Source organism: Terriglobia bacterium, assembly GCA_020072565.1.
GTDB lineage: Bacteria > Acidobacteriota > UBA6911 > UBA6911 > UBA6911 > JAFNAG01.
Genome location: JAIQGI010000007.1, coordinates 147,517 through 172,150, shown reverse-complemented (window position 1 = coordinate 172,150; position 24,634 = coordinate 147,517). Strand labels below are relative to the sequence as shown.

Here is a 24,634-nt window from a genome sequence, read left to right as displayed (position 1 = left end):
TCCCGGCTGTTGGCAATATGGTCTATGGGCGCCAGTACAGCGACAGAGATTTCTTTGCATTGTCTCGATTGAATCAGTGTTTTCAGGTCGTTGATCCGTGCAGACCGCCCTTTCAGTCTATCCGGCACGTAAATGCCGTCTGGGAAGCTAGTGGCAGCGATGCCGGGCTTTTTGAATCGGAATATGCGGATGATGAATTGAGGAGATTAGCACATGAAAAAACGGTGATGGTTTCGCTGGTTTTTTGGAGTGGAATGGTACGAGAGCTGGTTAACCTCTACAATTTGATGGATTTGGTCGCTGTCACGCAGTTGCGATGCGGACTCGTGCTGACCTCCGAGAGCTTTGAGTTCATGGTGGATCACCCACTGGAGCTGTTGATGGTTCCCATCGATCAAGGCGGCGTCTATCCGCTCGTTGAGGTCCTTCTGGGCAGTTGTGGTTGCGGTGTCGGCATCGAATCTTTCATGGAGCGCGACCGCCTTCGGGAAGGTCTGGTACGTGGGTTGCGCTCGATAGGACAACGAATCGGGAACAAGGAACTGATACCCAAGGGATGGTGGGGGACATTGGACACGGACCTGGACAGGTTGGCATGGTGGAAACGGCCGGCGCCGGTTCAATTCCACCATGATTGGCCCTACTTTCGCGTAAGGGTACCCTCGGCGGAAAAAGGACCTGGCCAGGAAGACAAGAGATCCTGGATGGAACATCTCCCGGTGCGAAGCATGAGAAAAGCCGCGCGTAGCGTGGGCATATCGAAATGTTTTTCTGCACTGCGACCCTACGAGTGCTACCAGGCGGGTGCGATTAAGCGGGACGTTGTCTGCGCCGTCAAGGCGGCTGGGCTGGAATACATGTTTACAAAGGCGAGTTTCAATGCGCCTCCCGCGGCCCAATACCTGGACGATGAGTTTATTGCGATGAACTATACTGCGGGGCGCTGGGATGGGTGGACGCCGTTCGAGACGGTGAATAATGTCCGGGACCTGCGCAGCGCAGAGAGAAGACTGATGAGAGCGCATAGGCCGGGCTGGTTAGTGAGCACCATCGACGCGTGTCAATGGACCTTCGGAGGCGAGTTCTGGAAAAAGGCCCCCCAACTCCTGGAAATCGCTCAGTTCTGTTCTTCGGGGGGTAAAACCGGGAAGTTGCTGAACGTCAAGCCCTTCACGATTGCCAGATATGCCCGCATGATCGCAGAGGAGCACCTATAGACGCCGCCGATGATGCCCGTTACAAACAGGAATAATGCCTGAAGAAAACGCGCGAAAAGGGGCAAGGATTCTGGCAGCGGTTTTGGCTGCTCTTATCATAGCCGCTTCGTCGATCTCAGTTCTGTCCACGATACGAATGTGTCGCGACATCCCCTTTGCATGGGATTCAGCAGGACACGCATGGGAAGGCCTGATCATTGCTCAGGATATAATGACAGGAGATCTTGTTTCCCTAATGGGCGACACGTATCGCCAAGGCTGGTGGCCCTTTTTTCATTCCTGGCTCCTTGCTCCAGCATACATTCTTCTTGGAAACTCCTATAGCGCTGCGCGCAGTGTGAGCCTCGTCTGTTTCGTCGGGTTTCTTATCACACTTTACCTGATCGGTCTGGAAATGTCAGAAAGGATGGGTCACTGGGTCGGACTGAGCGCAGTCGTCCTGGCAACCACTTCCATGCCGATTCTTGCTTACTCGGCCATGAGCATGACTGAGGTTCCCGGCCTATTTATGTCTGCCCTCACCCTGCTTTTTTATCTGAAGGCGCTTCGCAGCCGGCGTGCCTCATTTATGTTCGCCGCCAGCATTTTCATGTCGCTGACATTTTTCACACAGTGGCATCATGGCGTGTTTGTGATTTCAGCTATCCTGCTTATGCAGATGCTGAACACGCCTCCCATCTTCTCGCGCGCCAGTTTATGCTTGCTTTGTCCATTCACCTTGTTGATGGTCGGGTGGTTTGTATATCCTCAGCACATCACGAGCTTTATAAATCATGCCACCTTTCAGCCTCACTATTACCGCTTCTGGAGTCTCGAGAATTTTGGTTACTACCCTAAGAGCTTTTTGCAGGTTTACCACTCGTCGCCATTGGTCGCGACGGTCGTGGTGATGAGCGTCCTTCTTTCCGTAAGAAAACTGCGGGAAGCCAAGGTAAAGGTATTATTTCTGAATCTCCTGGTAGGAATTGGTCTCCTGACTTTCAAACTGGATCACAGACATCGATATATTATAACTCTTGTTCCGATAATCTGGATTTTAGGGAGCCATGAATTTGTCGCTTTCGTTTCTGGCGTTGCGGCCTATGTAAAGAATGCGAGGCAGAGATTTGCATGTCTGCTGACAGGAAGCCTCTGTGTCTGCCTGCTCATGGTTCCAGGCGTGGTGAGGATGTATCGCACATATCCTCAGTCTCTGATCCAGTACGAGTTTTGGAGCGATCAACGGCAGAAGGAGGCATACGAGTTTATCGCTGAGAACGTTACAGGGCACCGTGACTTAGCGATGTTTTCCAGTTGGGATTATTTCAACAGTCTGAAAGGCCCTACTGTCAGATGGCAGCTGGAGGCGAGGAGGTTTGACGAGGAAGTGAGAAGCCGGGAAAAGAAGCAGAAGACCATGCAGTATGTGCGAAATCTTCTAGCGAACAGAAACGGCCTCGCGTTCAGCGAACTCGTGGGATATTTCGGCTCCAGGAACGTGAATGTACTGGAGTACCATCTTCTCAGCTTCATGAAGGCGCTCAATGGTGATGCATATAAGGAATATCGTCAGGCGCATGCTTTAAATCCCTTCAGTGACAAAATTGCGGACGTTTTACGAATGGACGAGCGGATCACCTGCGTCCTCGGTGTATATCGAAATGGAGAAGAGGATCTGAATCAGTATGCGGAACGCTTTTTCGCCGGGCAGAGCACCTGGAAGGAGGTCAGCGTGCGGCGTTTCGAGGATCTGAATATTGTTTTAAAGATCTACGAAAGGCGAAGCGGTCCAGGTATGCCTGCGGATGCGGGTGCTAGCGGGAAGATTGAAGAATGATCGCGCCCTTGGGTGACTCTGACGTTGCGCGGGCGGGCAACGGGAATTCAGGCAATGCTGCAAATGTGGATGGAGATGGATCGGGAGCTGGTGCGCGCAGTCGCGGTCGTCGATTTGGACTGGAAATGGAAAGAGTCGGCACAATGTCCAGGAGTGTAATTGAAGCCGGGGAAATCAGATCGGATCGGTCTATAAGGGCACGACTTTTTAAAAACACTTCGTACCTGACCGTAGGTAATCAGGTCGGCAACGTTGGGCAATTTTTGTTTTTTCTATATTTTGCCAGAGGATTTGGTGAGGCCGTCGTCGGAAGGTACTCATTTGGTTTTTCATTTACCTATGTTTTGTCCGTGCTTGCCGATCTGGGGATGTCGGCATATCTGATTCGAGAAGTTGCCAGGGACGGCGCGGGTGGCAGGGACCTTATTTGGCGTGGTGTAGTCCTGCGTCTTCTCTCCCTGTTGTTTTTGAGCGTTTTCGGGGTCTTGACGGCAACGGTGTTTTTCAAGGGACTCCCCGTTGACACCATTCTGGTTCTTGCTCTCTTAGGCATGTATCAACTGTTTCTCAGCATTGCAGACGTGTTTCTTGCTGAGTTTAAAGGGCATGACCGGATGGCATTGGTTGCTGTGCTGAATTGTATCGTCAAGATTTTCATAGCGGGTGCCGGGATAGTGATGGTCCTGGAGGGGCTGAGCTATCTGACCGTCATGGCTTGTTTTCCGGTGGGAGCTTTTGTTTATTTGCTGGTCTGTGTTCACATATCGCACCGTTCCTTCGGCGGATTCAAGTTGCACCTGGGACAGCTTGAACTTGGCCGGCTCTTTAATAAGCTCATGCCCTTCGCATTGACTGTTATATTTGTGGAATCGCTTTACCATATAGATATTCTTTTGCTTCGCTTTTTCACGGACGATCAAACCGTTGGCCTTTACTCTGTGTCCCAAAAGCTTGTGATGGTGTTTGTGGGGATTCTTGCTTTCGTTTACACGGCGTTATTGCCTGCGTTTTCTGTGCTTTACGGCGAATCAGAGATTCGGTTGAGGGAAGTGTCGCGGCAGTGCCTGAGGTACCTCATTCTCATTGGATTGCCGATTGCAGCGGGATTGTCTGCGATATCGGAAAGAGCAATCGTGTTGTTTTTTTCGGAGAAGTTTGCGGCTTCGATACAGGGGGCGGAGATATTGAGCTGGACGGTCGCATTATGTTTCGCGGCCGCTCCGTACCATGTGCTGCTGATCGCAATCAACCGGCAGGCGGCAAAAAGCGCCGCAATCGGGATATGCGTCGCGGCAAATCTAGGTTTAAATCTTTTCCTCATACCGAAGTTTGGATACCTCGGGGCCGCCTGGGCAAAGCTGGCGACAGAGGCACTTATTTTGGCGGTTCTGAGCTATCTGGGATCAAGATATTTTAAAAATATCTCTCTTCTAAGGATCCTGCCGAAACCGGCGCTGAGTTGTCTGGTAATGTATATAACCATAAAGGCACTGGGCAATATGAGCTTGTTGGGTATTGTTGTGGTAGCTCCGCTGGTTTATTTCGGGGTGCTCACAATTCTGGGTTCCTATGAAAAGGAAGAAATCGACTGGGTGAAGGGAAACTATCGCAGGCTGTTTGCGAAAACTGTTAACTAGTCCGGATTATTCATAAATATGCGATCAAAAGGCGGTTTCGGACGCGGCGGAACGCTGACATACGCCGGTTATTCAGTCTTGGTCCGCATCCGATCTTGTTGCTTGTCACGGGCGGGCGGTTCTGCTTGACGAATAGTTCGGGCGGATAATAGAGTTTATGTACCTCGCAACCGGGAATTCCGGGCGTACGGCCTGACATGAAAATATGTTTTTTGTCACAAGAGTACCCTCCGGAGAGCCATTTCGGTGGAATCGGAACCTATACCTACAATGTCGCTGTGGAAATTGCCCGGTTGGGACATACCGTCCATGTGGTAACTTCAACCAGAGCGCGGCCCAGAACTTATGACGAACACGGAGTTTTCGTGCATAGGATCAGGCAGCGAAACCTAAGGCCGCAGGAGCTATCGAGACTGTTCTATTCTTTTCAGGTGGCAGGAAAGGTTGCAGAGATCCAATGTCCTTTCGACATTGTTCAATCCAGCGAATTTGGCGCCGAGGGCTATGTTCTTTCCCTTCGGAGGCGGTTTCATCTCGTCACTCGTCTGGCGACACCATTTTATCTCACGGAAAAATTGAACGGGAAAAGTGTTTCCGGGTCCCGTTTGCTGTTCGACATGTTTGAAAGAGTGCAAACCTTGCGAAGCGACGGTATCGTTGCTTCAACAAGGGCGATTGCAAGAACGGTAGCGGAAAAATGGCGCATTGACCTGTCGAAAATTCAAATCATCCCGAACAGTGTCGATGTCGGAAGGATTCGGCAGTTAGGGGCGGGGAAGGATGTCCCGGAAATTCTGAAGGATAGAGAGTTCGTTCTTTACTTCGGACGGCTTGAAGAGAGGAAGGGAGTCCATGTTTTGGCTCGGGCGGTGCCTGCCGTGTTGGGGGAATTTCCTGAAATCTGTGCCGCATTTATAGGATCCGATGCCGGATATCAGGGAGGGTCGATGCGCGCGTACATCCGGGAACAAGCCGGAGGTTACCAGGAGAGACTGCTGTTTTTCGACAATTTGCCACAGGAAAACCTTTTCCCGATTGTGCGCTGCGCAAAATTGGTTGTTCTGCCTTCCTTGTGGGAAGCCTTTGGGTTTGTATGTGTCGAGGCGATGGCTTTGGGCCGGCCCGTCATCGCGACTGCAGGCTCGGGCTTCGAGGAGATCATTGTTGACGGCGTGTCAGGGTTGCTGGTTGAACCAGGAAATGTTGAATCGTTGTCCAGTGGGATTATCAAGTTATTGAGGGACCGTGCCTGGCGCGAAAAGATCGCTACAAAGGCAGAGGCACGGGCCTCTGACTTTGAGGTTTCAAGGGTTTTGCCTGGCCTGATAAACTACTACGAACAGGTGAGGAGCAAAGCGTAGTATTGCGGGGAAGCAGAGTGGGCTTTAAGAGGAATATCTTCCGCAGCGGTGCATATATCCGGCATTTCAACCCGGATTCCGCCGACAACCCTTTCTATCGGATCTATCAACAAAAGAGGCGGGACACAATCGAGATCATCGGCGAGAGACAAGGGGATGAAATGATTCTCGACGTGGGCGGGGGCATGGGTCGAATCGCTCTTGCAGTGGAAAAAAGGAATTCCCGCAAACGCGTTGTGCTGATGGATATTGGGGCTGATATGCTGAGATTAGCCGCCGGCCGGCACGATGCGCTCGGTAGAGTGATGGCGACGAATGCAGATGCGCATGCGCTTCCCTTCCGCGCCCACTCATTCGACGGTATCATCGGGCTTGATGTCCTGTGCCATCTGGAGAACCCGCCTGCCGCGTTGCGTGAGTTCCATCGGGTGCTGAGACCGCAGGGTACTCTGATCCTGGACAACACCAACGGCAATCCTCTGTGGGTGCTTTTTTACCCTAAATACCTTGGAAAGAATCCGCTGAATTGGCTGCGAATCATGCGCTTCCATGGCGTTTACCCTGGATGGCAGGAGATTGTCAGGCATTATCGGAAGAAGGCCTTTATTTCTCTTTTGCGGGAGAACGGATTCCGTCCGACCAAGAGTTTAAGCTACGGGCCGTTGGTATGCCCCAAATGGCATTTGGTCGTATGCGCTCGGGTATGATTCTTCACTCCCCGGAATGGCATCATTCCCGATTTATCTCAGCTTTGTTTCCAGGCAAAGATCAATGGGTCGGGGGCAACGAATGACGATGCCGGAGGGCAATCTACTCTCGAGTTTTCAGGTTCATAAGAGCAAGGCACCGTGGTGTGTGATCGGCAAGGTACACACCTGGCAGATCCTGTCAGGTCATTGGTCGGCAGAATCGGAGGCTTCGGCCAGGATTAACGGAGATGGCGAGGAGAACTTCGGCGAAAGCCTGGCGATCATCGGATCCGGCAACTGGGGTGACCTGGAATTGCGGGTAAAATTCAGGTTTAAATCAGACACAATCAGGCCTCCGGAGGGCGGGGCAATCGTCTTTTTTCTTTTCAAGAATGTCAGGAATCACCTTGCCTATCATTTCTGTATATACAAGAAGAAGGTACAGCTCTTTAAAAAACTGAGAGGCATCTGGAGCCTGCTCGGTGAGCAATGCTACGCATTCGAGCTTTACAGAGATTACGATGTCGTTATTCGCAGCCGCTCGGGGTGGCATGAATGCAGCATAGACGGTGGAGACCCGATGGGGATCCACGACAACGCCCTCAGGCACGGTTGTATCGGAATTGGCGGCAAATTTTGTGATGTGGTGTTCAGCCAGGTTCGCGTTTCAACGACGTGAAAACCACTCGGGTTCTGGAAATGGAGGTATGCTGGGTGAAATGAAGCGGCTTTTGCGATTTCCAGAATATGTTTTTGGAGGGATTCAGTATCATCTCGGCGGCAGGTGGTTTACCGCTAAGCCCAGAATGGTGCAATTCCCTGTGTGTGACCGCTGTAATGCCCGTTGCATCATGTGCAACCGATGGAAAAAAGAGGTGAAGGGTGAAATAGGAGTCGAGAAGATACGCGAGGTATTCCAGAACCCGATGTTTTCAAAAGTGGAACAGGTGAATCTCCATGGCGGCGAGCCTACTTTGAGAGAGGATCTGGCCGATATTTCCAGGATCATTCAGGATGCCTGTCCCAGGTTGCAGCGCATCTGGATCTCCACAAACGGATTCGGTGCGAAACGCATTGAGAAACGAATGCTCGAAGTTCTTGACGCCCTTGATTTCAAGCGGCTGCAATCGCTTGAAATCAACGTTTCGATTGACGGCATGTCTCAGACGCACGACCGTATTCGGGGTGTCAAAGGCGGATTTGAACAGGTGCTCAGTACGCTCGTATCTCTAAAGAGGTTGTGCGCCGGAAATCCGGTTCGATTGACGATCGGTACGGTGATGCAACCGTTGAATCTTAACGAGCTTGATGATATTGAAAGGCTTGGAAGGAGTCTTGGTGTTCCCGTTATTTTCCAGCCTCTGATGTTCGATGAGTTTTTCAATCTCCAGGGATGCGAAGACTTGCGTTTTGCGCCACAGGACAAGGAGACCCTTCGTGGAATCGTCAGAAAAAAACTTGCTGCCGGAACGGCTCCGACCAACCTTTATTGGTGCAACTTTCTTAGGATGATGGACGGTAGCCGCCGAAGGATTCCGTGCCCTTTTGACAGGTATGTGCTTTCGTTGTACCCCACGGGCGAAGTGCTGCCATGCTCAAGGGAAGACTGGATCGTATTCGGCAACGTTTATGACGAGCGGGTTGACACGATCTGGTATGGCAAGAAGGCAAGGGAAATCCGGCAAAGAATGAAAAGGGAAGTTTGTCCTCGCTGTTCCGCTTATTGTGCCGTGGAATTCTCCCTGCAGAAGGAATTCTTCACTTATCTGGCTTTTTATCTCAGGCGCCGTTTGTTTCGACTTTCGCATCGTTTCGAGAGTTGACGACAAAAAGGACTCAGTCTCACGTCGAACCTAGGGCATGCCGCGGCGCAGCACTTCTCTTTCAACCATACCGATCGGTTAAATGCCTGGTTGCATCATGATTGATCTCGGACCAATATGGCTGTCAGGTGACTGTGGCTGTTAACCACGATTCTGCTAGCGATCTGCGAACGCATGACATCCTTTTGATTGCCGGCATCGTAATTTTTGCCGCAGTTGTCCGCGTTCCCTCACTGACGCAGCCCCTGGGGCCTGATCAAGGCATCATGTCCGTTATTGGTGAAGGCATCCTTCAGGGAAAATTGCCTTATAAGGACTTCTGGGAAATGGGATCGCCCGCCATTTTCCTCACCTACGCATTGATGTTCAAGCTTTTCGGCGCTTCGATGTCTGCCATACCCATCGCCGACATGCTCGTTTCGATGCTCACGACCCTCCTGATATTTGCATTCGCAAAAATGATCTGGAGCAAAAATATCGGGTATGTGAGCGCGCTGCTGTTCGCGTTCTTTTCGAATGGCGTGCGGTTGGGTATGCACGCAGGCGGAGACGTTGCTTTTGGCACCTTCTGGTATATTGGGCAGCGGGAAACATTTATGCTGCCGCTGATTGTGAGCAGCTTCTACCTTTTGTTGCGCTCCGAGAGGACCGGGTGGAGCTTGGTGCGGCTGACGACTGCAGGCCTCCTGGCGGGATTGGCTTTTGTTTACAAATTTCCCTCATTGCTCATCTTTTTTTGGCAGCCTATTTATCTGAACCTGTCGATGTTGCGGTTTGGAATGCGAGGCAGGGATTTCCTAAAAAAGAACGCTGCGCTGGGTGCAGGTTTTGCATTTTCGTTGCTTCCGTTTGCCGTCTTTTTCTGGGTCAGAAAGGCGATGCCGGAAATGATCGACATCATATTCCGGTATGTTTACTCCGTATACGGACAAGTCGATCATAGTCTCCTGGGTCTGACAAAAATGGCGCTCACACGCACATTTTTCATAGCCGAAGAAAATTTTATCCTATGGATTTTTTTCCTCGTATCTGCTTTGCACATTGTCGTAAACGAGCGCAGGAAGGAAAGCTTGCTGGTGATATTTTGGGGGATTGCTTCTCTGCTTTATCTGATCAGTCACAGAGAGTTTTTCGGCTATCACTACCTGATTCTCCTGCCACCGCTTTCTCTGCTGGCGGGCTATGGGCTGATCAGGGCGCTGGGGCCGAGGTTAGAACTGCGCAAGGTTGTCACGGCCGAGTTTGGAAAGGCCTTTATCATACTTGCGTTGGTGGCAAATGGCCTGTTTTTTGCCACCTTGAATTACATGCATTACACAAAGTTCTACTATTATGTAACAGGGAAGATCAACCGGGAAACATACTACTCGTATTTCAATGCCTATCCAAAGCACAGTTACTCTTTTCCGGCAGATTATGATGTGGCTCGCTATCTTGTGGCGAACACCAACGATGGGGATACGATTTTCACGCTTGGCGGCACGGAAAGCGTCATCCACTTTCTCACCAAGCGGAGTTCCCCGTCAAGGTTCATTTTTTCATGGATTCTGTTCTCGCGTTCCCACGGTGGGGTCGAGCGGGCTGAGGGATACCGGAAGGAACTTCTCGACAGTTTTGTTCAAAGCCCGCCCAAATACATTGTCAGCCTCGGCGCGCTTGATGAATTCAAATACTACCGGGAAATTTATTCCTTTATGGCGTCGAACTACGTTCTAGAGAAACAATTCCGCGACGACAGATTTGTCTATGTGCACCGTACCAGGAGGGGTCTTGGCGTGTAGGTTGGCGGTAATCTCCAGTTTGGTCGTGCTTACGATCCTGATTCGTGTTCCGGTCCTGATGGAGCCGTGGGGCGGGGATCAGGGCGGATTCGGTTACGCAGCGAGGGGGATCCTCGAAGGCAGGGTCCCATATCGGGATGTCTACGATCTGACCGGGTATGGTGTTTTTTTTACCTTCGCTTTGTTTTTCAAGCTGTTTGGCATCCACATGATTTCAGCTCACATCGGGCACGTGATCGTGTCTGTTGTGACGGTTCTCCTCGTTTACCTGGTGACTCTCCGGGCGTTGGATGGCAGGGCCGCATTGGCCGCCGGATTGTGCTACACCATATTCGCCAACGGATTAGGCTTCAGCGGGTTCGGTTACGAGAACAGGAGTGCATGGGGCACTTACTGGTACATTTCGCAGCGCGAAGTGTTTATGGCTCCTTTGATCGCCGGCGCGGTATACTTGTCGATGATTCTGAAGAGCAAACGAGGCTGGGTGGAGTGGCCGATATATTTCTCGATCGGGATTTTGGTCGGGTTGGCGGTTGTTTACAAGCTTACGGCTGTTTTGATGCTTGCCGCACTTTCGTGTTTTCTTGGAGTGGGCGAGCTCATGGAAGCGAAGGTTTTCAGCGCCGGCCGGGGAAGGGAGCGATGGCGATGTCTGTCATCGGTTCTGGCAAAACAGCTCGTCCTGGTTGCGGGTTGCGTTGTGATTCAATTGCCTTTTCTCTACTATTTCTGGATTCATCACGCCCTGGCGGATATGTATAAGGCTCTATTTGTTCATGTGTCCTTATATGCGAGACTCTCAAGGGGGCTCCGCATCGAGACCATGTTTTCCGGCCACTACTCCATATTGAGGGAGAGCCTGGGGCTGTGGCTGCTCGCGGCGGTTGCCTGCCTCTTTATTTTGTTCCAGGACAGAAAGAGGGACAACCTGCTCATTGCCGTCTGGGCGGTTATTTCCTTGGTGATGGTATGGGGGCAAGGCAAGTTCTTCGGCTACCATTTTATCATTCTGGTGCCGCCGTTTGCCGTTCTGGCGAGCTATGGAATGCCGAAACTGCTCGATCTGGGGCGGGGGATGCGAGGGTTTTTATCCGACAGCGTCAAGGACATCCGGAAGTGCTTTATCGTCGTGACGCTGGGAGCGACACTGGTTGGGTTCGGGATCATTAATTACGATTACTATCGGTGGCACGTATTATTTGTTTTTGGCCGGATTTCAATGAATGAATACTATCGTGTTTTCAATGAGTTCCCGACTCATCCCTATTCCTTTCGGAGCGACTATGAAGTTGTTGACTACGTGCGGCAGGATCTGCGGAAGGACGACCGGATGGCTGTGGTCTTTGGCGCCGGGGATACGGTGATCCATTTTCTCCTGGGAATGGAAGATGTGACTCGGTTTCTGCAGAGCTGGTACCTGTTCCCATCGGACGCAACGCTGGCGAATCAGCCGCTTACGAGGCTGCTCAGGAAGGAATTTATCGACCAGATAATTGCTGCCGCTCCCAGATACATTTTGTGCGTTCACATGTCATTTGACGATCTCGTTTCCCTCCCAACGGTGAAGGACGATCCGGAGGTGATAGAGTTTGCTCAGTTCGTGAGACACAACTATATCCTCAAGAGGACCTTTTTGGACAATCGATTTCTGTTTGAGAAGAGGGCGGCAGAGGAGAGCGGGATGACGCAACTCGCTTTGAAGCGTCGGTGAGACGCATGACCGCAAGGATGCCGGCTTACCGTGAAACCTCTGGATAGAGAGCGGATCAAATGCTGACCTGCAGCATTGGTGTCATGGCATACAACGAGGAAGCGAACATCGGGTATTTGCTCGAATGCCTGTATGCTCAGCGACTGGTCAGTTGTGAAATCAAGGATATTTGTGTGGTGGCTAGTGGTTGTACGGACAGGACAGAGGAGATCGTCAGATCCTGCGCCCGGCGGAACCCACAAGTAAGACTGCTGGTTCAGGAAAAGAGAGAAGGCAAGGCCTCAGCGATCAACCTGTTTCTCAGACATGCCGAGGGGGACATCGTCATTTTAGAAAGCGGCGATACCCTACCTGAGCCTGACACCGTCGAGAACCTTGTCCAGCCATTCCAAGATCCAATGGTTGGAATGACCGGGGGCCGGCCGGTGCCGATGAATGCGACAAATACCTTCATTGGCTTTACGGTCGGCTTATATTGGCGGTTGCATCATCAGATTGCTCTTTCCGAACCAAAGTTAGGGGAAATGGTCGCTTTCCGCAACATTATCCACGGGATTTCGGCTGACACTGCTGTGGACGAGGCTAGCATCGAAGCGTTGATCAACAAAGCCGGGCTTCGGATTCATTACGCCGGCAATGCGGTTGTTCATAACAAAGGCGCGGAAACAATTCGTGATTACATCAAGCAGAGACGCCGGGTAACGGCCGGCCACAAGCATCTCCAGGCGACATGCGGCTATACGGTATCCACCATCAAGGTTCATAATCTGGTTCGGCTTGTGGGACGGGTTCTCCGCGACGCGGGCTGGAGTGGCAGGTTCCTGTCTTGGACCGCAGGCGCGATGGCGCTGGAGTTGTATGGCAAGCTGTTGGGCGATTACGACTATTACGTCAAGAAAAAGAATCCCTTCGTGTGGGATATTGCAAAATCAACAAAGAATCTGCGCAATGATTCCTCTGACAGTTAGTATTCCCGGATATCAGTTGTATCGCCGTTTTGGAACGCCGCGTTTGTACCCGGCAAATTTGACGGTCAGCGTGACGTACAGGTGCAACTCCAGGTGCAGGACCTGCAGGATATATGATAAGCGGGCGCTGGAGTTCAGCGTTGAGGAATATGATAAGACTTTTGCTTCCATCGGACCCAGAGTCTTCTGGATTACGATGAGTGGTGGTGAACCTTTTTTACGAAGGGATTTCGCTGAGATCTGCGCGCTTGCCTATGTGCACTGCAAACCAAGAATTCTGAACATTCCTACCAATGGGATTCTGTCGGATGTGGTGGGCGAAAAGGTCGAGCAGATCGCTAAAAATGCCCCAGAAACACGGGTAATCGTCAATGTCTCTCTAGACGAAATCGAAGAGCGCCACGATAGGATCCGCAACGTGGACGGGAATTATGCGAAGGCCATCAGAACCATTGAAAACCTGAAGAGGGTAAAATGTTCGAACCTGAGTGTCGGCATTCATACGGTCATATCGCGCTTTAACGTCGACAGATTCGCGCAGATTTATCAAGAGGTTTTGAAGTTGGGTCCTGACGCATACATTACCGAAATCGCCGAGCAGCGGGTTGAATTGGGCACGGTTGGGGAGGATATTGTACCTGCGGAGGACGCCTATTGCAGGGCGATCGATTATCTTTGTGCCGGAATTCGTGGCCAACGGCATCGGGGCATCCATGGAGTCACGCAGGCATTCCGGTCGGAATATTATCGAATGGTTAAGAGGATCATCCGAGAAAAGAAGCAAATCGTTCCGTGTTATGCCGGATTCATGTCTGCCCACATAGCTCCTGACGGCAACGTATGGGCTTGCTGTACCAAGGCGGAGAGCATGGGTAATCTGAGGGATGAGCTGTACGACTTCGGCAAGGTATGGTTTTCAAAAAGAGCTCAGGAAGTACGGAAACCTATTCGTGAAGAGTTGTGCTATTGCCCGCTTGCCAATGCGAGTTACACGAACATGCTGGTTTCGTATCCTGCTTTACTACGGGTTCTCAAAACTCTACTGGCATCGAAGATGAGAAAGTATTTTTGAAAGGACGCCGGGCATGGAGTGGCACTTCTCTGAAAGCGGTTCGTGAAATGCTGGTCACGCCGGGAATCGAGGTCGAAAGGATAACTCTGGATATTGAGCCATGCAACTGCGGCCTCGAGGGTCTGAAAATCGTGCAGCTTTCTGATTTGCATATTCGCAGATTTGGGGCGCGCGAAAGGAAAATTGTTCGCTTGGTCAACCGCGAGGCCCCCGACTTCATTTTCATCACCGGAGATCTTATAGTTGGCTTCTCAAATCAATATTCTGCTTGCGTCCGGACCTTGGGCGAGATGAGAGCCAGACGCGGCGTATTCGCCGTGCTCGGCAATGCCGATCACACGTTCAAGCCGAGACGGTTTCAAGATGATTTTCTTAAGGCTCTGGAAGATATTCGAGTCACGGTTTTGAGTAATAGAAATGTCAGGTTGTCTTATGGGGAGAGAAACTTCTATCTGATCGGCGTGGATGACCCCTTTTACCATTATGATAACTTTGATGAAGCTGTGAAGGGCGTATGCTTCAATCATCCCACGATCCTGTTGGCACATTCGCCTGATATCCTGTTACCGCGCGGAGATGCCTTGGCGGTAAATCTCATTGATTCAGACAAAAAGGAGGATTTTTTTAAGACCTGGAGCTGGGCTGAAAGTACCTATTTTGGCCCTGAGAGAGGCGATGTCTATTTCGAACGGGATGGTACGCAGACGGTGCGCATTCAGAGCCGCCAGGACGGCGTTTTCGTGGATACGATTATTCTGAATCCGTATCCTGAATTGGATGACGCACTGAATTTCCGGCGATTCGGGAGAATTGATGAGTTTCTGCGTGCAGGAAGCATCCCGGAACGATACGGCGATCTAATCGCGATTCCCGCAGGCGCTGTTCAGGAAGAGCGGATGCATGGCAAGTGGAAGAAGGCAGGTGATTCGGGCGCGCTGTCTGGCATTCGCCTGGATGACCTGCCAGCCCGGCGGGGATGGCGATATCAGCCCTTGGTCGACCCGGCGGACTATTTCGAGGCCGATTTCAGCGCCAGAAGCGGCGTGCGCTACCATCTGTGGATGCGGCTGAAAGCCTTCAACGGAAGCCCGCTGTCCGACTCTGTATACGTGCAGTTTAGCGATGCTGTCGACGGGGGCGGGAATGTCCGATATCGGATCGGCATGGCCGCGCACACAAAAGCGCGGTTGAACGATGTTGATGTGATCTTGACAGGCCACACCCACGGAGGCCAGATCAGGATCCCATTCTATGGCCCCATTGAGACTATGACTTCGATTGGCAAGAGATATTCCGGTGGGCTCTATCGCTTAAAGAAATCCTTGCTCTATGTTTCGCGCGGGGTCGGGTACAGCATTCTGCCGGTTCGAGTTCTGTGCCCGGCGGAAGTGACCGTCTTCGGTTTCCAGCCTCGGAGGCCACGAGCAGATAAAGAGGCTCGTGCTTTTCAATGAGCCCAATCCGGACGAAAGTGGAAACATCCGGGTGCCGATAACTTAAAGGAATTGGCAATGACAAGTGGGGTGTGGAAATGCCGGTACTGGTAACCGGAGCAACCGGACTGCTTGGTAGCCATCTGGTTGACTTGCTGATAGAACGGGGCGAATCCGTGCGTGCCCTCGTGCGTCCGGGCGAGGGCACGGATTGCTGGGCGCGCGCGGGCGTGGATATCTGCCGGGGTGACCTGTCGGATCGCGCGTCGCTGGAAGCCGCAGTTCACGGAGTGGATCGGGTGCTTCATTGTGCTGCGCGTACGGGTGTCTGGGGACCGCGGCGCGAGTACGAGATCACCAACATTCAAGGGTTGGAGTCTCTCCTCAAGGTCGCGTTAGCCGCCGGAGTTCGCCGCTTTGTGCACGTCAGCTCGATCGCCGTTCTTGGCGCCGATGTACGCGGCGTTGCCGACGAGACGTCACCGGTGCACATCGATCCGAATCCGTATAGCTGGTCCAAGGTCATGGGCGAACGGCTGCTGGAGAGAATGCTCCGGGAGCATGAGACTCCCGTGACGATCGTCCGTTCCGGCTGGATCTACGGCCCCCGGGACGTCGCGAGCTTTGCCCGCTTCGCCTCGCTGATTGAGCGCGGCAGGATGGTTCTGATCGGTTCCGGAAACAACCACCTGCCGCTGATATATGTGACGGACGTGGCCCGGGGTATTCTGCTGGCGGGTGAAGCGGCTGAAGCCGTCGGAAGGACCTACGTTCTGGTCAACGACGAGCCGGTAACCCAGCTTCAATACGTAGGCGCTATTGCCACCGAGCTGGGAGTGCCGGCGCCCAACCGTCATTTTCCCCGCCGTCTCGCGCTGATTTTGGGAGCTGTTGCAGAAGGCGTGGGTCACATTTCACGGCGGGGACAGCCGCCGCCGCTCACCCGCTATGGCGTGCAACTGTTGGGTGGCGAGAATCGCTTTGTCATCCAGAGGGCCCGGCGCGAGCTCGGGTTTTCACCCGAGGTCAACCTGGCCCAGGGAGTGCAATGGAGCGTCGCCTGGTATCGGTCGAGGCACAGCGTAAACAGCGCGCGGGAGGAGAAGTGAGGGAGACTCTGGTCACCGGGGCGACTGGCTTTATAGGCCATCACTTGGTTGGGGCGTTGTGTGCACGCGGCGATACCGTCCGGGCGCTCGTCCTTCCCACCGAGGATACGGCCTGGCTCGAGCAGCACCACGTCACTGTCTACCGTGGCGACGTGTGCCAGCGGGAAGAGCTGATCGAGCCGATGCAGGGCGTGGATACGGTCTTCCACCTTGCGGCGATACACGGCCTTTGGCGCCCCAGACAGGACTACTATTCCGTCAACGTGACAGGTGTCGAAAATGTTTGCCGGGCTGCGCTGGCAGCCGGCGTGAAACGCCTGATCCATGTGAGTTCCTGGGCTGTCTACGGCATGGGACTGGGTCAGCCGGTGCGCGAAGATTTTCCGTTGAGACCCGGGTCTGATCTCTATGCAGCAACCAAGGCTGACGCCGACAAGCTCGTGCAGAGTTATATCACCCGGGACTATCTGCCCGGCGTAATTATCCGTCCCGGTACTGTCTTTGGGCCAGGGGATTGGATCAACTTTGGGCGCATGGCGGACCGCCTGCGTGCCGGGAGAGCCATTATCATTGGGTCGGGGCGCAATGCCGTTCCCTTCGTCTATGTCAGCGACATCGTGGATGGCCTGCTCCTGGCGGCCAGCCGGGAGCAGGCCGTTGGCCGGGTGTTCAACCTCACCAACGACCAACCGCTGACTCAGGCGCAACTCTGGCACGCAATAGCACTGGAAATTGGTGCCAAGCCGCCGCGCCTCCACATACCCTACTTTGCTCTGTATGCGCTCGCATTCGCCGCCGAGCGGGCTGTCAAGCAGGTCCATCCCCAACGCCAGCCACTGGTGACGCGGCTGGGCGTCAAATTGTTCGGCAGCGATAACCGTCACGAAATCGACAAGGCGCGCCGTGAACTTGGCTACGCACCCAGGATCAGCCTCCGGGAGGGCGTGCACATAACCGCAAGATGGTATCTCCAACACCGCAATGGATCCCAAGTTGCCAGCGCGGCAGTCGCCTGAAAGATGAGCCTGTGAGCATGCTGCTTGACAGCATCATAGAAAGCGCGCGCAAGAACTTTTCTTCACCCGGTGCAGCTGAGTGAGCTTCAAGCGGGAATCTGAAACCAGCCTGCATCGTCTCACGGAGGAACAAGCATAACCATGAAAAGCCTCACGGATAATCACAGCGGCGCCGCGACAGCCAAAGACAGGATCGATGCAAATAAGTCCATCTCAGCATTTTTCCCCGCATTGAACGAAGAAGCCACGGTTGCGAGATTAACTCAAGACCTTCTCGGCCTGATCAAATCAACTTTCGTGCAGGGCGAGGTAATTATCATCGACGACGGGAGTACTGACAGGACTCGGGAGATCGCGGATTGTTTGGCTAAGGAGAATGACGGCTTCGTAAAGGTCATACACCACAAGGAGAGCCGAGGATATGGAAATGCCCTGAAAGCTGGTTTCGACGCGGCGCGGTATGACCTGGTGTTTTTTACCGACGGCGATTATCAATTTGACATGAACGACCTTCACAGGGCATTTCCTTTGATCGCTGAATATGACATCGTCGTAGGCTACAGAAAGAACCGACAAGATCCGCGTCACCGTCTGCTGCTCTCAAGAGGCTACAACTTACTCGTGCGCATCTTGTTCGGACTGAAGCTGAAGGATGTCGATTGCTCGTTCAAATTGTTCAAGCGGTCGGCCCTTAAGGAGATTTCCATAGAATCGGGCGGCTATTTCATTGACACCGAAATCATGGTGAAGCTGAAAAAGCGGGGTTTGAGAATTAAGGAGATCAGTGTCCGTCACCTGCCGAGGACGTCCGGCGTCTCCAAAGTCAAGATGAAACACATCTATATTACCTTGCATGAGATCCTGGCTCTGTGGAAACAAGTTCGAGAAAGTTAAATAAAGCATCGGAACCATCATGAAAATCCTTTTGATCAATCCTCACATCACCAATGCTGACATATATTCCAAATACTCTGCCGGCGCACCCTGTCTGCCTCCCCTGGGATTGTGTTATCTCGGAGCGGTCTTGCTTGAAAAAAAACACGAAGTGAGAATTGTGGACTGTGCCGCCGAGAATATCGGAATCTCCCAATTGAGACAGCAAATCGATGCCTTTATGCCCCGAGTCGTGGGCGTTACCTCTACCACGGTCTCCTACCATGCAGCCAGGCAAGTGCTCCAGGTGTTAAAGGAGTCTTATCCCGAAATTACGACCGTTTTGGGCGGAGCCCATTTGAGTGCTATCCCACTCGAGACCATGAAGGACTGCGAGACCTTGGACATTGGAGTCGTGGGCGAGGGGGAGCAAACCCTGGCAGAGGTGGTGGAGCGCCTGGAAAGCAGCCAGCCCCTGAATGGAGTTCCGGGTACGCTGATCCGATATCAGGGTGCGATCATACAGAACCCTGTGAGAAAGCCGGTTTCAGACCTCGATGCTACGCCGGTCCCGGCACGTCATTTGCTCAAGGATTTGCGGCGTTATTCCCACACCCCATTCCGCGGTGCGCGCTTCACCACGACTATGATCACCAGCCGGGGATGTCCCTTTCAATGCGGGTACTGTGACCAGTCGATATTCGGCAGGAAGTGGCGGGCACACAGCGCTGAATATGTTGTCAAAGAGATCGCCTCCTTAAAGGAGAGGTATGGCGTTGAGTTCATCTCATTTGAAGATGACAACTTTTTGCTTTCAAAGAATAGAACGATTGACATTTGCCGGGAGATGCTCGGACGGCGTCTGGATATAGGTTGGTCGTGTCTTGGTCGTGCGAATGAGGTTGACGAAGAGGTTCTCCCGCTCATGAAAATGGCAGGGTGCAGTGTCGTTTATGTCGGCATCGAGAGCGGGAGCACCCGAATCCTGGAATTGATTAACAAAAAACTCAAAATGGAGGAGACGGAGAAGGGCATTCGACTCATCAAGCAGCACGGCATAAACGTGATGGGTTCCTTCATCCTGGGGATACCGACAGAGACAAGAGCGGAGATGGAGAAGACGATCAGGCTGGCTTTGTCTCTTCCTTTGGATGGGGTTTCTTTTTTTATGTTTACTCCCTATCCCGGCACACCGCTGAGAGAACTTGCCAAAAAACACGGACGGGTCAGCGACGATTGGAGAAACTACTCCGGCCACCCGGGCACATTGCCCTTCGTTCCGTCCGGAATGGAGGAAAAGGACCTTTTGGAAGTCCAGACGAGAGCATATCGAAGGTTTCTGATCAGGCCGCAGTATTTGGTGAACCACATCAGTCTCTTCGCGAATCGAAGTTCAATTAGCAATGGTTTGAGGTTTTTAAGGGCTCTGGTACCGAAATGAGTCTTCAAGTCGAATTGTGCTCCTGTCAGGAGGCATGTCAAAACTGGGCGGAAACCAAACCTTTGACTGAGGAAACTTTATTTGTTGCGAGAAAAGACCATATCTGACATCCGTGTTGACGTCGTCATCCCTGTCCTGAACGAGGCGCACGTTTTGGAAGCGAGCGTGGCGACGGTTCGTGAATTTTTGCAGAAACAGGTTGGATTTAAATGGCGCATTGTCGTTGTCGACAACGGCTCGACGGACGGCACTTTAAAGGTTGCAGAGAATCTGGCAGAAACGTTTGATGATGTGGCATGTGTGCATCTGAAGGAACGTGGTCGAGGCCGCGCCCTGCGGGAATCATGGCGGGTGAGTACTGCTGACATCGTTCTGTATACGGATGTGGATCTCTCCACTGAACTGGCGGCTTTGCCGAAGCTTGTTTACGCGCTTGGGCGGGAAGGCTATGACATCGCGATTGGCTCGCGCCTTGCCAAGGGTGCAAATACGAAACGATGCCTGAAAAGAGAGATCACCTCAAGAGCCTACAATGTCATCCTGAAGTGTCTCTTGTTTGTCAAGTTCAAAGACGCCCAGTGCGGCTTCAAGGCGGTGACCAGACGAATTGTGGAAGACCTCGTGCCTCAGGTTAAGGATCAATCCTGGTTCTTTGATACCGAACTTCTTGTGCTGGCCGAGAGGCGAGGGTACCGGATCAAAGAAATCCCAGTAACCTGGATTGAGGACGACGACAGCCGCGTCAGGATTGTTCCCACCGCCTGGGAAGACATGAAGGGGGTCTTCCGGCTCAGATGGCTGTTCGTCAAGGAGAAGTTGGCAAGAGTTGGGACATTGAAGCCCGGGAAGGCGCACGAACGTCCGCCTGCGGAGCGTATATCCAATGCGCCGCGCCAATAGCTGAGAATGGTTGGGAAGGGAAGCCTTAGTTCATGAGCGAAAGAAAGAAAATCGAGAAAATACTTCTCATTCAACCCCCTTTGACCGTGCATACGGACCTGAGTTCCGAACCCAAAGGTGTGCATCCTCCCATCGGACTCGGCTACCTGGCAGCAATGATAGAAAAGGACTACCAGGTTCAGATCGTGGACAGCGTCGTGGAGGGGTATGAGACCGAAATCGAACTTGGGAGAAACCTGATCCGCTACGGCCTTAGCTTTGAAAGACTTCGCGAAAGGATCGAGGCATTCGCCCCGGACGTAATCGGCGTCTCGAACTCCTTTTCCTCGGGGTTCCGGGAGGCGCTTCAGGTCTGTGAACTTGTCAGAAAAGTCAGCCCGGAGATTGTTACCGTCATCGGCGGCCCGCATCCGTCGGCTGTGCCGGAAAATGTAATTCAACATAGAGAAATTGATTTCGTGGTGCTCGGGGAGGGCGAGCACAGCTTTCGGGATCTCTTAAGAAGCATCGAGATTGGGGACTACTCCGGGCTCGACGGCCTGGCTTCCAGACAGAATGGGATTGTGCGGGTGCTTCCCAAGACCCGCTTCATCGAGAATTTGGATGAATTGCCCTGGCCGGCGCGGCACCTCCTCCCGATGGAGAGATATTTTGAAATCGGGGAAGCATTTCTTCTGACGCGGCGTAAACCCTTCACCCCGCTGAATACCTCGCGCGGGTGCGTCGCCCAGTGCACATTTTGTCCGGTTCATGCCACCTGGGGCGGGAAATGGCGCGCCCGATCCGCTGAAAACGTTCTGGATGAGATCGAACATCTTGTGAAGACCTACGGCATCAGAGAGGTTCATTTCGACGACGATAACCTGGTATTGAACAGAAAACGTGCCGAGAAGCTTTTTCAGGGAATCATAGACAGGAAGTTGGACATTGTCTGGACCGTTCCCACGGGTTTGGCGCTCTGGGCAGTCGACGAGAATCTGCTCGGACTGATGCGGGCCAGCGGGTGTTACAAGCTGTTCGTGGCCGTAGAGTCAGGCGATGAGCACATGCTGCATGATGTTATCAAGAAGCCTCTTGACTTGAGAAAAGTCAAACCGCTGGTGAGATCAATGCAGAAATACGGAATCGAGGTTGAATCGTTCTTTGTCGTGGGAATGCCCGGCGAAAGCAGAGACACGTTAAAGCGTAGCTTCCGGTTTGCCCGCGAATTGGATACCGATACCACGCATTTCTTTTTCGCCAATCCGATGCCTGGCACAAGATTGTGGGATCTTTGTGAGCGGGGCGGCTATTTTGTCCCGGATTTCAGTCTTGACAACATTCGGGTTGAGCGGGCAAATATCAATACTCCGGAATTGCCGGCAGCAGAGCTGGAACGATTAGTAGCTCATGAAGAACTGATCAGCAGAATCATGGCGCTGGCGCGACACCCCTTCCGTTTAACGAAGAAGTACTTGTCGTATTTCAAAAAGGACCGACGAATCGTTGTCAATTTCCTTCTCAAGAATCTTCGCCGAACCTGTGGCAGGGTCGAGTTAAAGAACTAACACCCGTGTTCTGCTTGTGGATTCCTACTTTGCAGTCCTGGCGACAGGAAACAGCCTGGATGCATAAGTGCTGGACAGGGATCTGAAGCAATTTCCGATTGCCCCGGGGTTGACGACGGCAACGGGTTTAGTTCGAAATGATTCGACTTGTGTGTTAGACTCACCACCCATGAAGAAAGCGCTGATCACTGGTATCACAGGCCAGGACGGATCGTACCTGGCTCGGTTGCTGCTCGAAAAAAACTACGCAGTTCATGGCATCATCAGGCGGACGAGCACCTTCAATACGGACCGCATCGAAGACATCTACCGGGATCCTCATGACCGTGGTGCACGGATGTTTCTTTACTACGGGGATCTCACCGACGGCACCAGCCTGCGCCGGATCCTGGAGAAGACGGAACCGGATGAGGTTTACAACCTGGGATCTCAGTCGCACGTTCGTGTTTCTTTTGATCAACCCGAATACACGGCGGATACGGTGGCGACCGGCACATTGCGCCTGCTGGAGGCGGTGCGCGACTATTGCGGCAACAATCCCGGTCAAGTCCGGTTTTATCAGGCAGGATCCTCGGAAATGTACGGCGCGGCGCCCCCGCCGCAGAACGAGAAGACGCCCTTCTACCCTCGCAGTCCTTATGCTGCGAGCAAGGTTGCCGCTCACTGGTACGCCGTCAATTACCGAGAGGCCTATGGCCTATTCATCTGCAATGGAATCCTCTTCAACCATGAGTCTCCGCAGCGAGGCGAGACGTTCGTAACCCGCAAGATAACGCGCGCCGCGGGCCGTATCCGCCACGGATTGCAGACGAAGCTCTACCTGGGCAATCTTGAAGCGAAACGCGATTGGGGTTATGCGGGAGACTATGTGAAAGCGATGTGGGCGATGCTGCAGCAGGCCGAGCCGGACGATTATGTCATCGCGACTGGGGAATCACACTCAGTAAAGGAGTTTCTGGACGAGACCTTCTCCCTTGTGGGATTGGACTGGCCGAGCTATGTGGAACTGGACTCAAGGTATCTGCGCCCTACGGAAGTAGATCAACTCATGGGAGATCGTTCCAAAGCAAAGGCGAGACTCCAGTGGGAGCCCAAGGTGGGTTTCAAAGAGCTGGTGCGCATGATGGTCGATCATGACTTAGAGATGGCGCAAAAGGAAAAGACTTTGCTGAACGCGGGTCACTCCTCCTCCTTGCGGACTTACATTTGACTGATTCTGGGGAGAACTTCGAGCGTTGAAGGCGAAACCAGTATTACATCCCGAGAGCAAAATCTTCGTAGCCGGCCACACGGGTCTGGTCGGTTCCGCCATCTGCCGCCGTCTTATGAAAGCGGGATGCAACAGGCTGTTATTGCGGACACTGCGCGAGCTCGATCTCACGAAGCAGGATGCGGTCCAGGATTTCTTCTCGAAGGAAAAGCCTGAATTAGTTTTCCTCGCTGCCGCCCGGGTCGGTGGGATCCACGCCAACAGCAGCTATCCCGCCGAGTTCATTTATGAAAATCTGATGATTGAATGCAATGTGATCCACGCCGCCTGGCAGCATGGTGTGGAGAAGATGCTTGTGCTCGGTTCTTCCTGCATTTACCCGCGTGAAGCTCCTCAGCCCATCAGGGAAGAATATCTACTTGCGGGTCCCCTTGAACGCACCAACGAACCCTACGCCGTCGCCAAGATTGCCGGCATCAGCATGGCGCAAGCTTACCGCCGTCAGTACGGCTTCAACGTGATCTGCCCGATGCCGACCAACCTCTATGGTCCTGGCGACAACTTCGACCTTAAAAAGGCCCATGTCTTGCCTGCGCTCATCCGCAAATTCCACGAGGCGAAACTGACCGACGCTCCCGAAGTCGTCGTCTGGGGCACCGGGACGCCGCGCCGCGAATTTCTCCATGTGGACGACCTGGCCGATGCAGTGCTGTTCCTGATGTTGCACTACGACGACCCGGAAATCATCAACGTCGGCACGGGGGAGGATGTGACGATTCGCGAGTTGGCGCTCTTGATTCGTGATATTGTCGGCTATCGGGGCCCAATAGTGTTCGACCCCTCAAAACCCGATGGCACCCCCAGGAAGCTGCTGGATGTCCACCGCCTGACCTCCCTCGGTTGGACCGCACACAGGTCGCTTGATGCGGGCCTGGCAGACCTGTACAGCTGGTATCAGGCGAACCTACCATGATCCTCGTATTCTGCAGGATTTAATAGTGATCTCGTGTCGCAGAATTCCGTAACACGA

Annotated in this window: 19 protein-coding genes; all 19 read left to right on the top strand. The window is 52.9% G+C overall.

Features of this window, described 5'->3' with window-relative positions:
- The first annotated feature begins 1,251 nt into the window (after positions 1-1,251).
- The 19 genes from LAP85_06135 to LAP85_06045 all read left to right on the top strand — a co-directional run bounded on the left by LAP85_06135 (position 1,252) and on the right by LAP85_06045 (position 24,577).
- Positions 1,252-3,033 (top strand): glycosyltransferase family 39 protein, encoded by a 1,782-nt coding sequence (locus LAP85_06135; GenBank protein MBZ5495964.1) that lies wholly within the window; start codon positions 1,252-1,254, stop codon positions 3,031-3,033.
- Positions 3,030-4,670, top strand: coding sequence for a flippase (locus tag LAP85_06130; GenBank protein ID MBZ5495963.1), 1,641 nt, complete (start codon positions 3,030-3,032; stop codon positions 4,668-4,670). Before LAP85_06135 ends, LAP85_06130 begins: the two co-directional genes overlap by 4 nt.
- Positions 4,671-4,867: 197 nt before the next feature.
- Positions 4,868-6,031, top strand: a complete 1,164-nt coding sequence (locus LAP85_06125; protein ID MBZ5495962.1) for a glycosyltransferase family 4 protein — start codon at positions 4,868-4,870, stop codon at positions 6,029-6,031.
- Positions 6,032-6,048: 17 nt separating this feature from the next.
- Positions 6,049-6,738 (top strand): methyltransferase domain-containing protein, encoded by a 690-nt coding sequence (locus LAP85_06120; GenBank protein ID MBZ5495961.1) that lies wholly within the window; start codon positions 6,049-6,051, stop codon positions 6,736-6,738.
- 82 nt (positions 6,739-6,820) lie between these two features.
- Positions 6,821-7,399: a hypothetical protein gene (locus LAP85_06115; GenBank protein MBZ5495960.1), complete on the top strand. Its 579-nt coding sequence runs from the start codon at positions 6,821-6,823 to the stop codon at positions 7,397-7,399.
- Between the two features lie 40 nt (positions 7,400-7,439).
- The gene (locus tag LAP85_06110) at positions 7,440-8,543 is read left to right on the top strand and encodes a radical SAM protein (GenBank protein ID MBZ5495959.1); all 1,104 of its coding nucleotides are present in this window, start codon (positions 7,440-7,442) and stop codon (positions 8,541-8,543) included.
- Positions 8,544-8,809: 266 nt separating this feature from the next.
- Positions 8,810-10,324, top strand: coding sequence for a glycosyltransferase family 39 protein (locus LAP85_06105; GenBank protein ID MBZ5495958.1), 1,515 nt, complete (start codon positions 8,810-8,812; stop codon positions 10,322-10,324).
- Complete coding sequence (locus LAP85_06100) at positions 10,314-12,035, top strand: glycosyltransferase family 39 protein (GenBank protein MBZ5495957.1); 1,722 nt, start codon at positions 10,314-10,316, stop codon at positions 12,033-12,035. Before LAP85_06105 ends, LAP85_06100 begins: the two co-directional genes overlap by 11 nt.
- 83 nt (positions 12,036-12,118) lie before the next feature.
- A complete protein-coding gene (locus LAP85_06095; protein MBZ5495956.1) occupies positions 12,119-13,003 on the top strand; it encodes a glycosyltransferase in 885 nt (294 codons plus the stop codon).
- The gene (locus tag LAP85_06090; GenBank protein ID MBZ5495955.1) at positions 12,984-14,075 is read left to right on the top strand and encodes a radical SAM protein; all 1,092 of its coding nucleotides are present in this window, start codon (positions 12,984-12,986) and stop codon (positions 14,073-14,075) included. The genes LAP85_06095 and LAP85_06090 overlap by 20 nt, the downstream gene beginning before the upstream one ends.
- A complete protein-coding gene (locus tag LAP85_06085; protein MBZ5495954.1) occupies positions 14,072-15,529 on the top strand; it encodes a metallophosphoesterase in 1,458 nt (485 codons plus the stop codon). The genes LAP85_06090 and LAP85_06085 overlap by 4 nt, the downstream gene beginning before the upstream one ends.
- Before the next feature lie 77 nt (positions 15,530-15,606).
- Positions 15,607-16,617, top strand: a complete 1,011-nt coding sequence (locus tag LAP85_06080; GenBank protein MBZ5495953.1) for an NAD-dependent epimerase/dehydratase family protein — start codon at positions 15,607-15,609, stop codon at positions 16,615-16,617.
- On the top strand, positions 16,614-17,633 hold the full coding sequence (locus LAP85_06075) for an NAD-dependent epimerase/dehydratase family protein (protein MBZ5495952.1): 1,020 nt from the start codon (positions 16,614-16,616) through the stop codon (positions 17,631-17,633). The genes LAP85_06080 and LAP85_06075 overlap by 4 nt, the downstream gene beginning before the upstream one ends.
- A gap of 141 nt (positions 17,634-17,774) precedes the next feature.
- Positions 17,775-18,527 (top strand): glycosyltransferase family 2 protein, encoded by a 753-nt coding sequence (locus tag LAP85_06070; protein MBZ5495951.1) that lies wholly within the window; start codon positions 17,775-17,777, stop codon positions 18,525-18,527.
- A gap of 19 nt (positions 18,528-18,546) precedes the next feature.
- Entirely contained in the window at positions 18,547-19,947 is a 1,401-nt protein-coding gene (locus LAP85_06065) for a B12-binding domain-containing radical SAM protein (protein MBZ5495950.1), read from the top strand.
- 99 nt (positions 19,948-20,046) lie between these two features.
- Positions 20,047-20,847: a glycosyltransferase family 2 protein gene (locus LAP85_06060; protein MBZ5495949.1), complete on the top strand. Its 801-nt coding sequence runs from the start codon at positions 20,047-20,049 to the stop codon at positions 20,845-20,847.
- A gap of 32 nt (positions 20,848-20,879) precedes the next feature.
- On the top strand, positions 20,880-22,394 hold the full coding sequence (locus LAP85_06055; GenBank protein ID MBZ5495948.1) for a B12-binding domain-containing radical SAM protein: 1,515 nt from the start codon (positions 20,880-20,882) through the stop codon (positions 22,392-22,394).
- 169 nt (positions 22,395-22,563) lie between these two features.
- Positions 22,564-23,604, top strand: a complete 1,041-nt coding sequence (gene gmd, locus LAP85_06050; GenBank protein MBZ5495947.1) for a GDP-mannose 4,6-dehydratase — start codon at positions 22,564-22,566, stop codon at positions 23,602-23,604.
- A 25-nt stretch (positions 23,605-23,629) separates the two neighbouring features.
- A complete protein-coding gene (locus LAP85_06045; GenBank protein MBZ5495946.1) occupies positions 23,630-24,577 on the top strand; it encodes a GDP-L-fucose synthase in 948 nt (315 codons plus the stop codon).
- Positions 24,578-24,634: the final 57 nt, after the last annotated feature.

Excerpts from the sequence above, each read along its gene's own strand:
- LAP85_06135 (MBZ5495964.1), top strand. The coding sequence starts at position 1,252 with ATGCCTGAAGAAAACGCGCGAAAAGGGGCAAGGATTCTGGCAGCGGTT.
- LAP85_06130 (MBZ5495963.1), top strand. The coding sequence starts at position 3,030 with ATGATCGCGCCCTTGGGTGACTCTGACGTTGCGCGGGCGGGCAACGGG.
- LAP85_06125 (MBZ5495962.1), top strand. The coding sequence starts at position 4,868 with ATGAAAATATGTTTTTTGTCACAAGAGTACCCTCCGGAGAGCCATTTC.
- LAP85_06115 (MBZ5495960.1), top strand. The coding sequence starts at position 6,821 with ATGACGATGCCGGAGGGCAATCTACTCTCGAGTTTTCAGGTTCATAAG.
- LAP85_06110 (MBZ5495959.1), top strand. The coding sequence starts at position 7,440 with ATGAAGCGGCTTTTGCGATTTCCAGAATATGTTTTTGGAGGGATTCAG.
- LAP85_06105 (MBZ5495958.1), top strand. The coding sequence starts at position 8,810 with ATGTCCGTTATTGGTGAAGGCATCCTTCAGGGAAAATTGCCTTATAAG.
- LAP85_06095 (MBZ5495956.1), top strand. The coding sequence starts at position 12,119 with ATGGCATACAACGAGGAAGCGAACATCGGGTATTTGCTCGAATGCCTG.
- LAP85_06090 (MBZ5495955.1), top strand. The coding sequence starts at position 12,984 with ATGATTCCTCTGACAGTTAGTATTCCCGGATATCAGTTGTATCGCCGT.
- LAP85_06080 (MBZ5495953.1), top strand. The coding sequence starts at position 15,607 with ATGCCGGTACTGGTAACCGGAGCAACCGGACTGCTTGGTAGCCATCTG.
- LAP85_06070 (MBZ5495951.1), top strand. The coding sequence starts at position 17,775 with ATGAAAAGCCTCACGGATAATCACAGCGGCGCCGCGACAGCCAAAGAC.
- LAP85_06065 (MBZ5495950.1), top strand. The coding sequence starts at position 18,547 with ATGAAAATCCTTTTGATCAATCCTCACATCACCAATGCTGACATATAT.
- LAP85_06055 (MBZ5495948.1), top strand. The coding sequence starts at position 20,880 with ATGAGCGAAAGAAAGAAAATCGAGAAAATACTTCTCATTCAACCCCCT.
- gmd (MBZ5495947.1), top strand. The coding sequence starts at position 22,564 with ATGAAGAAAGCGCTGATCACTGGTATCACAGGCCAGGACGGATCGTAC.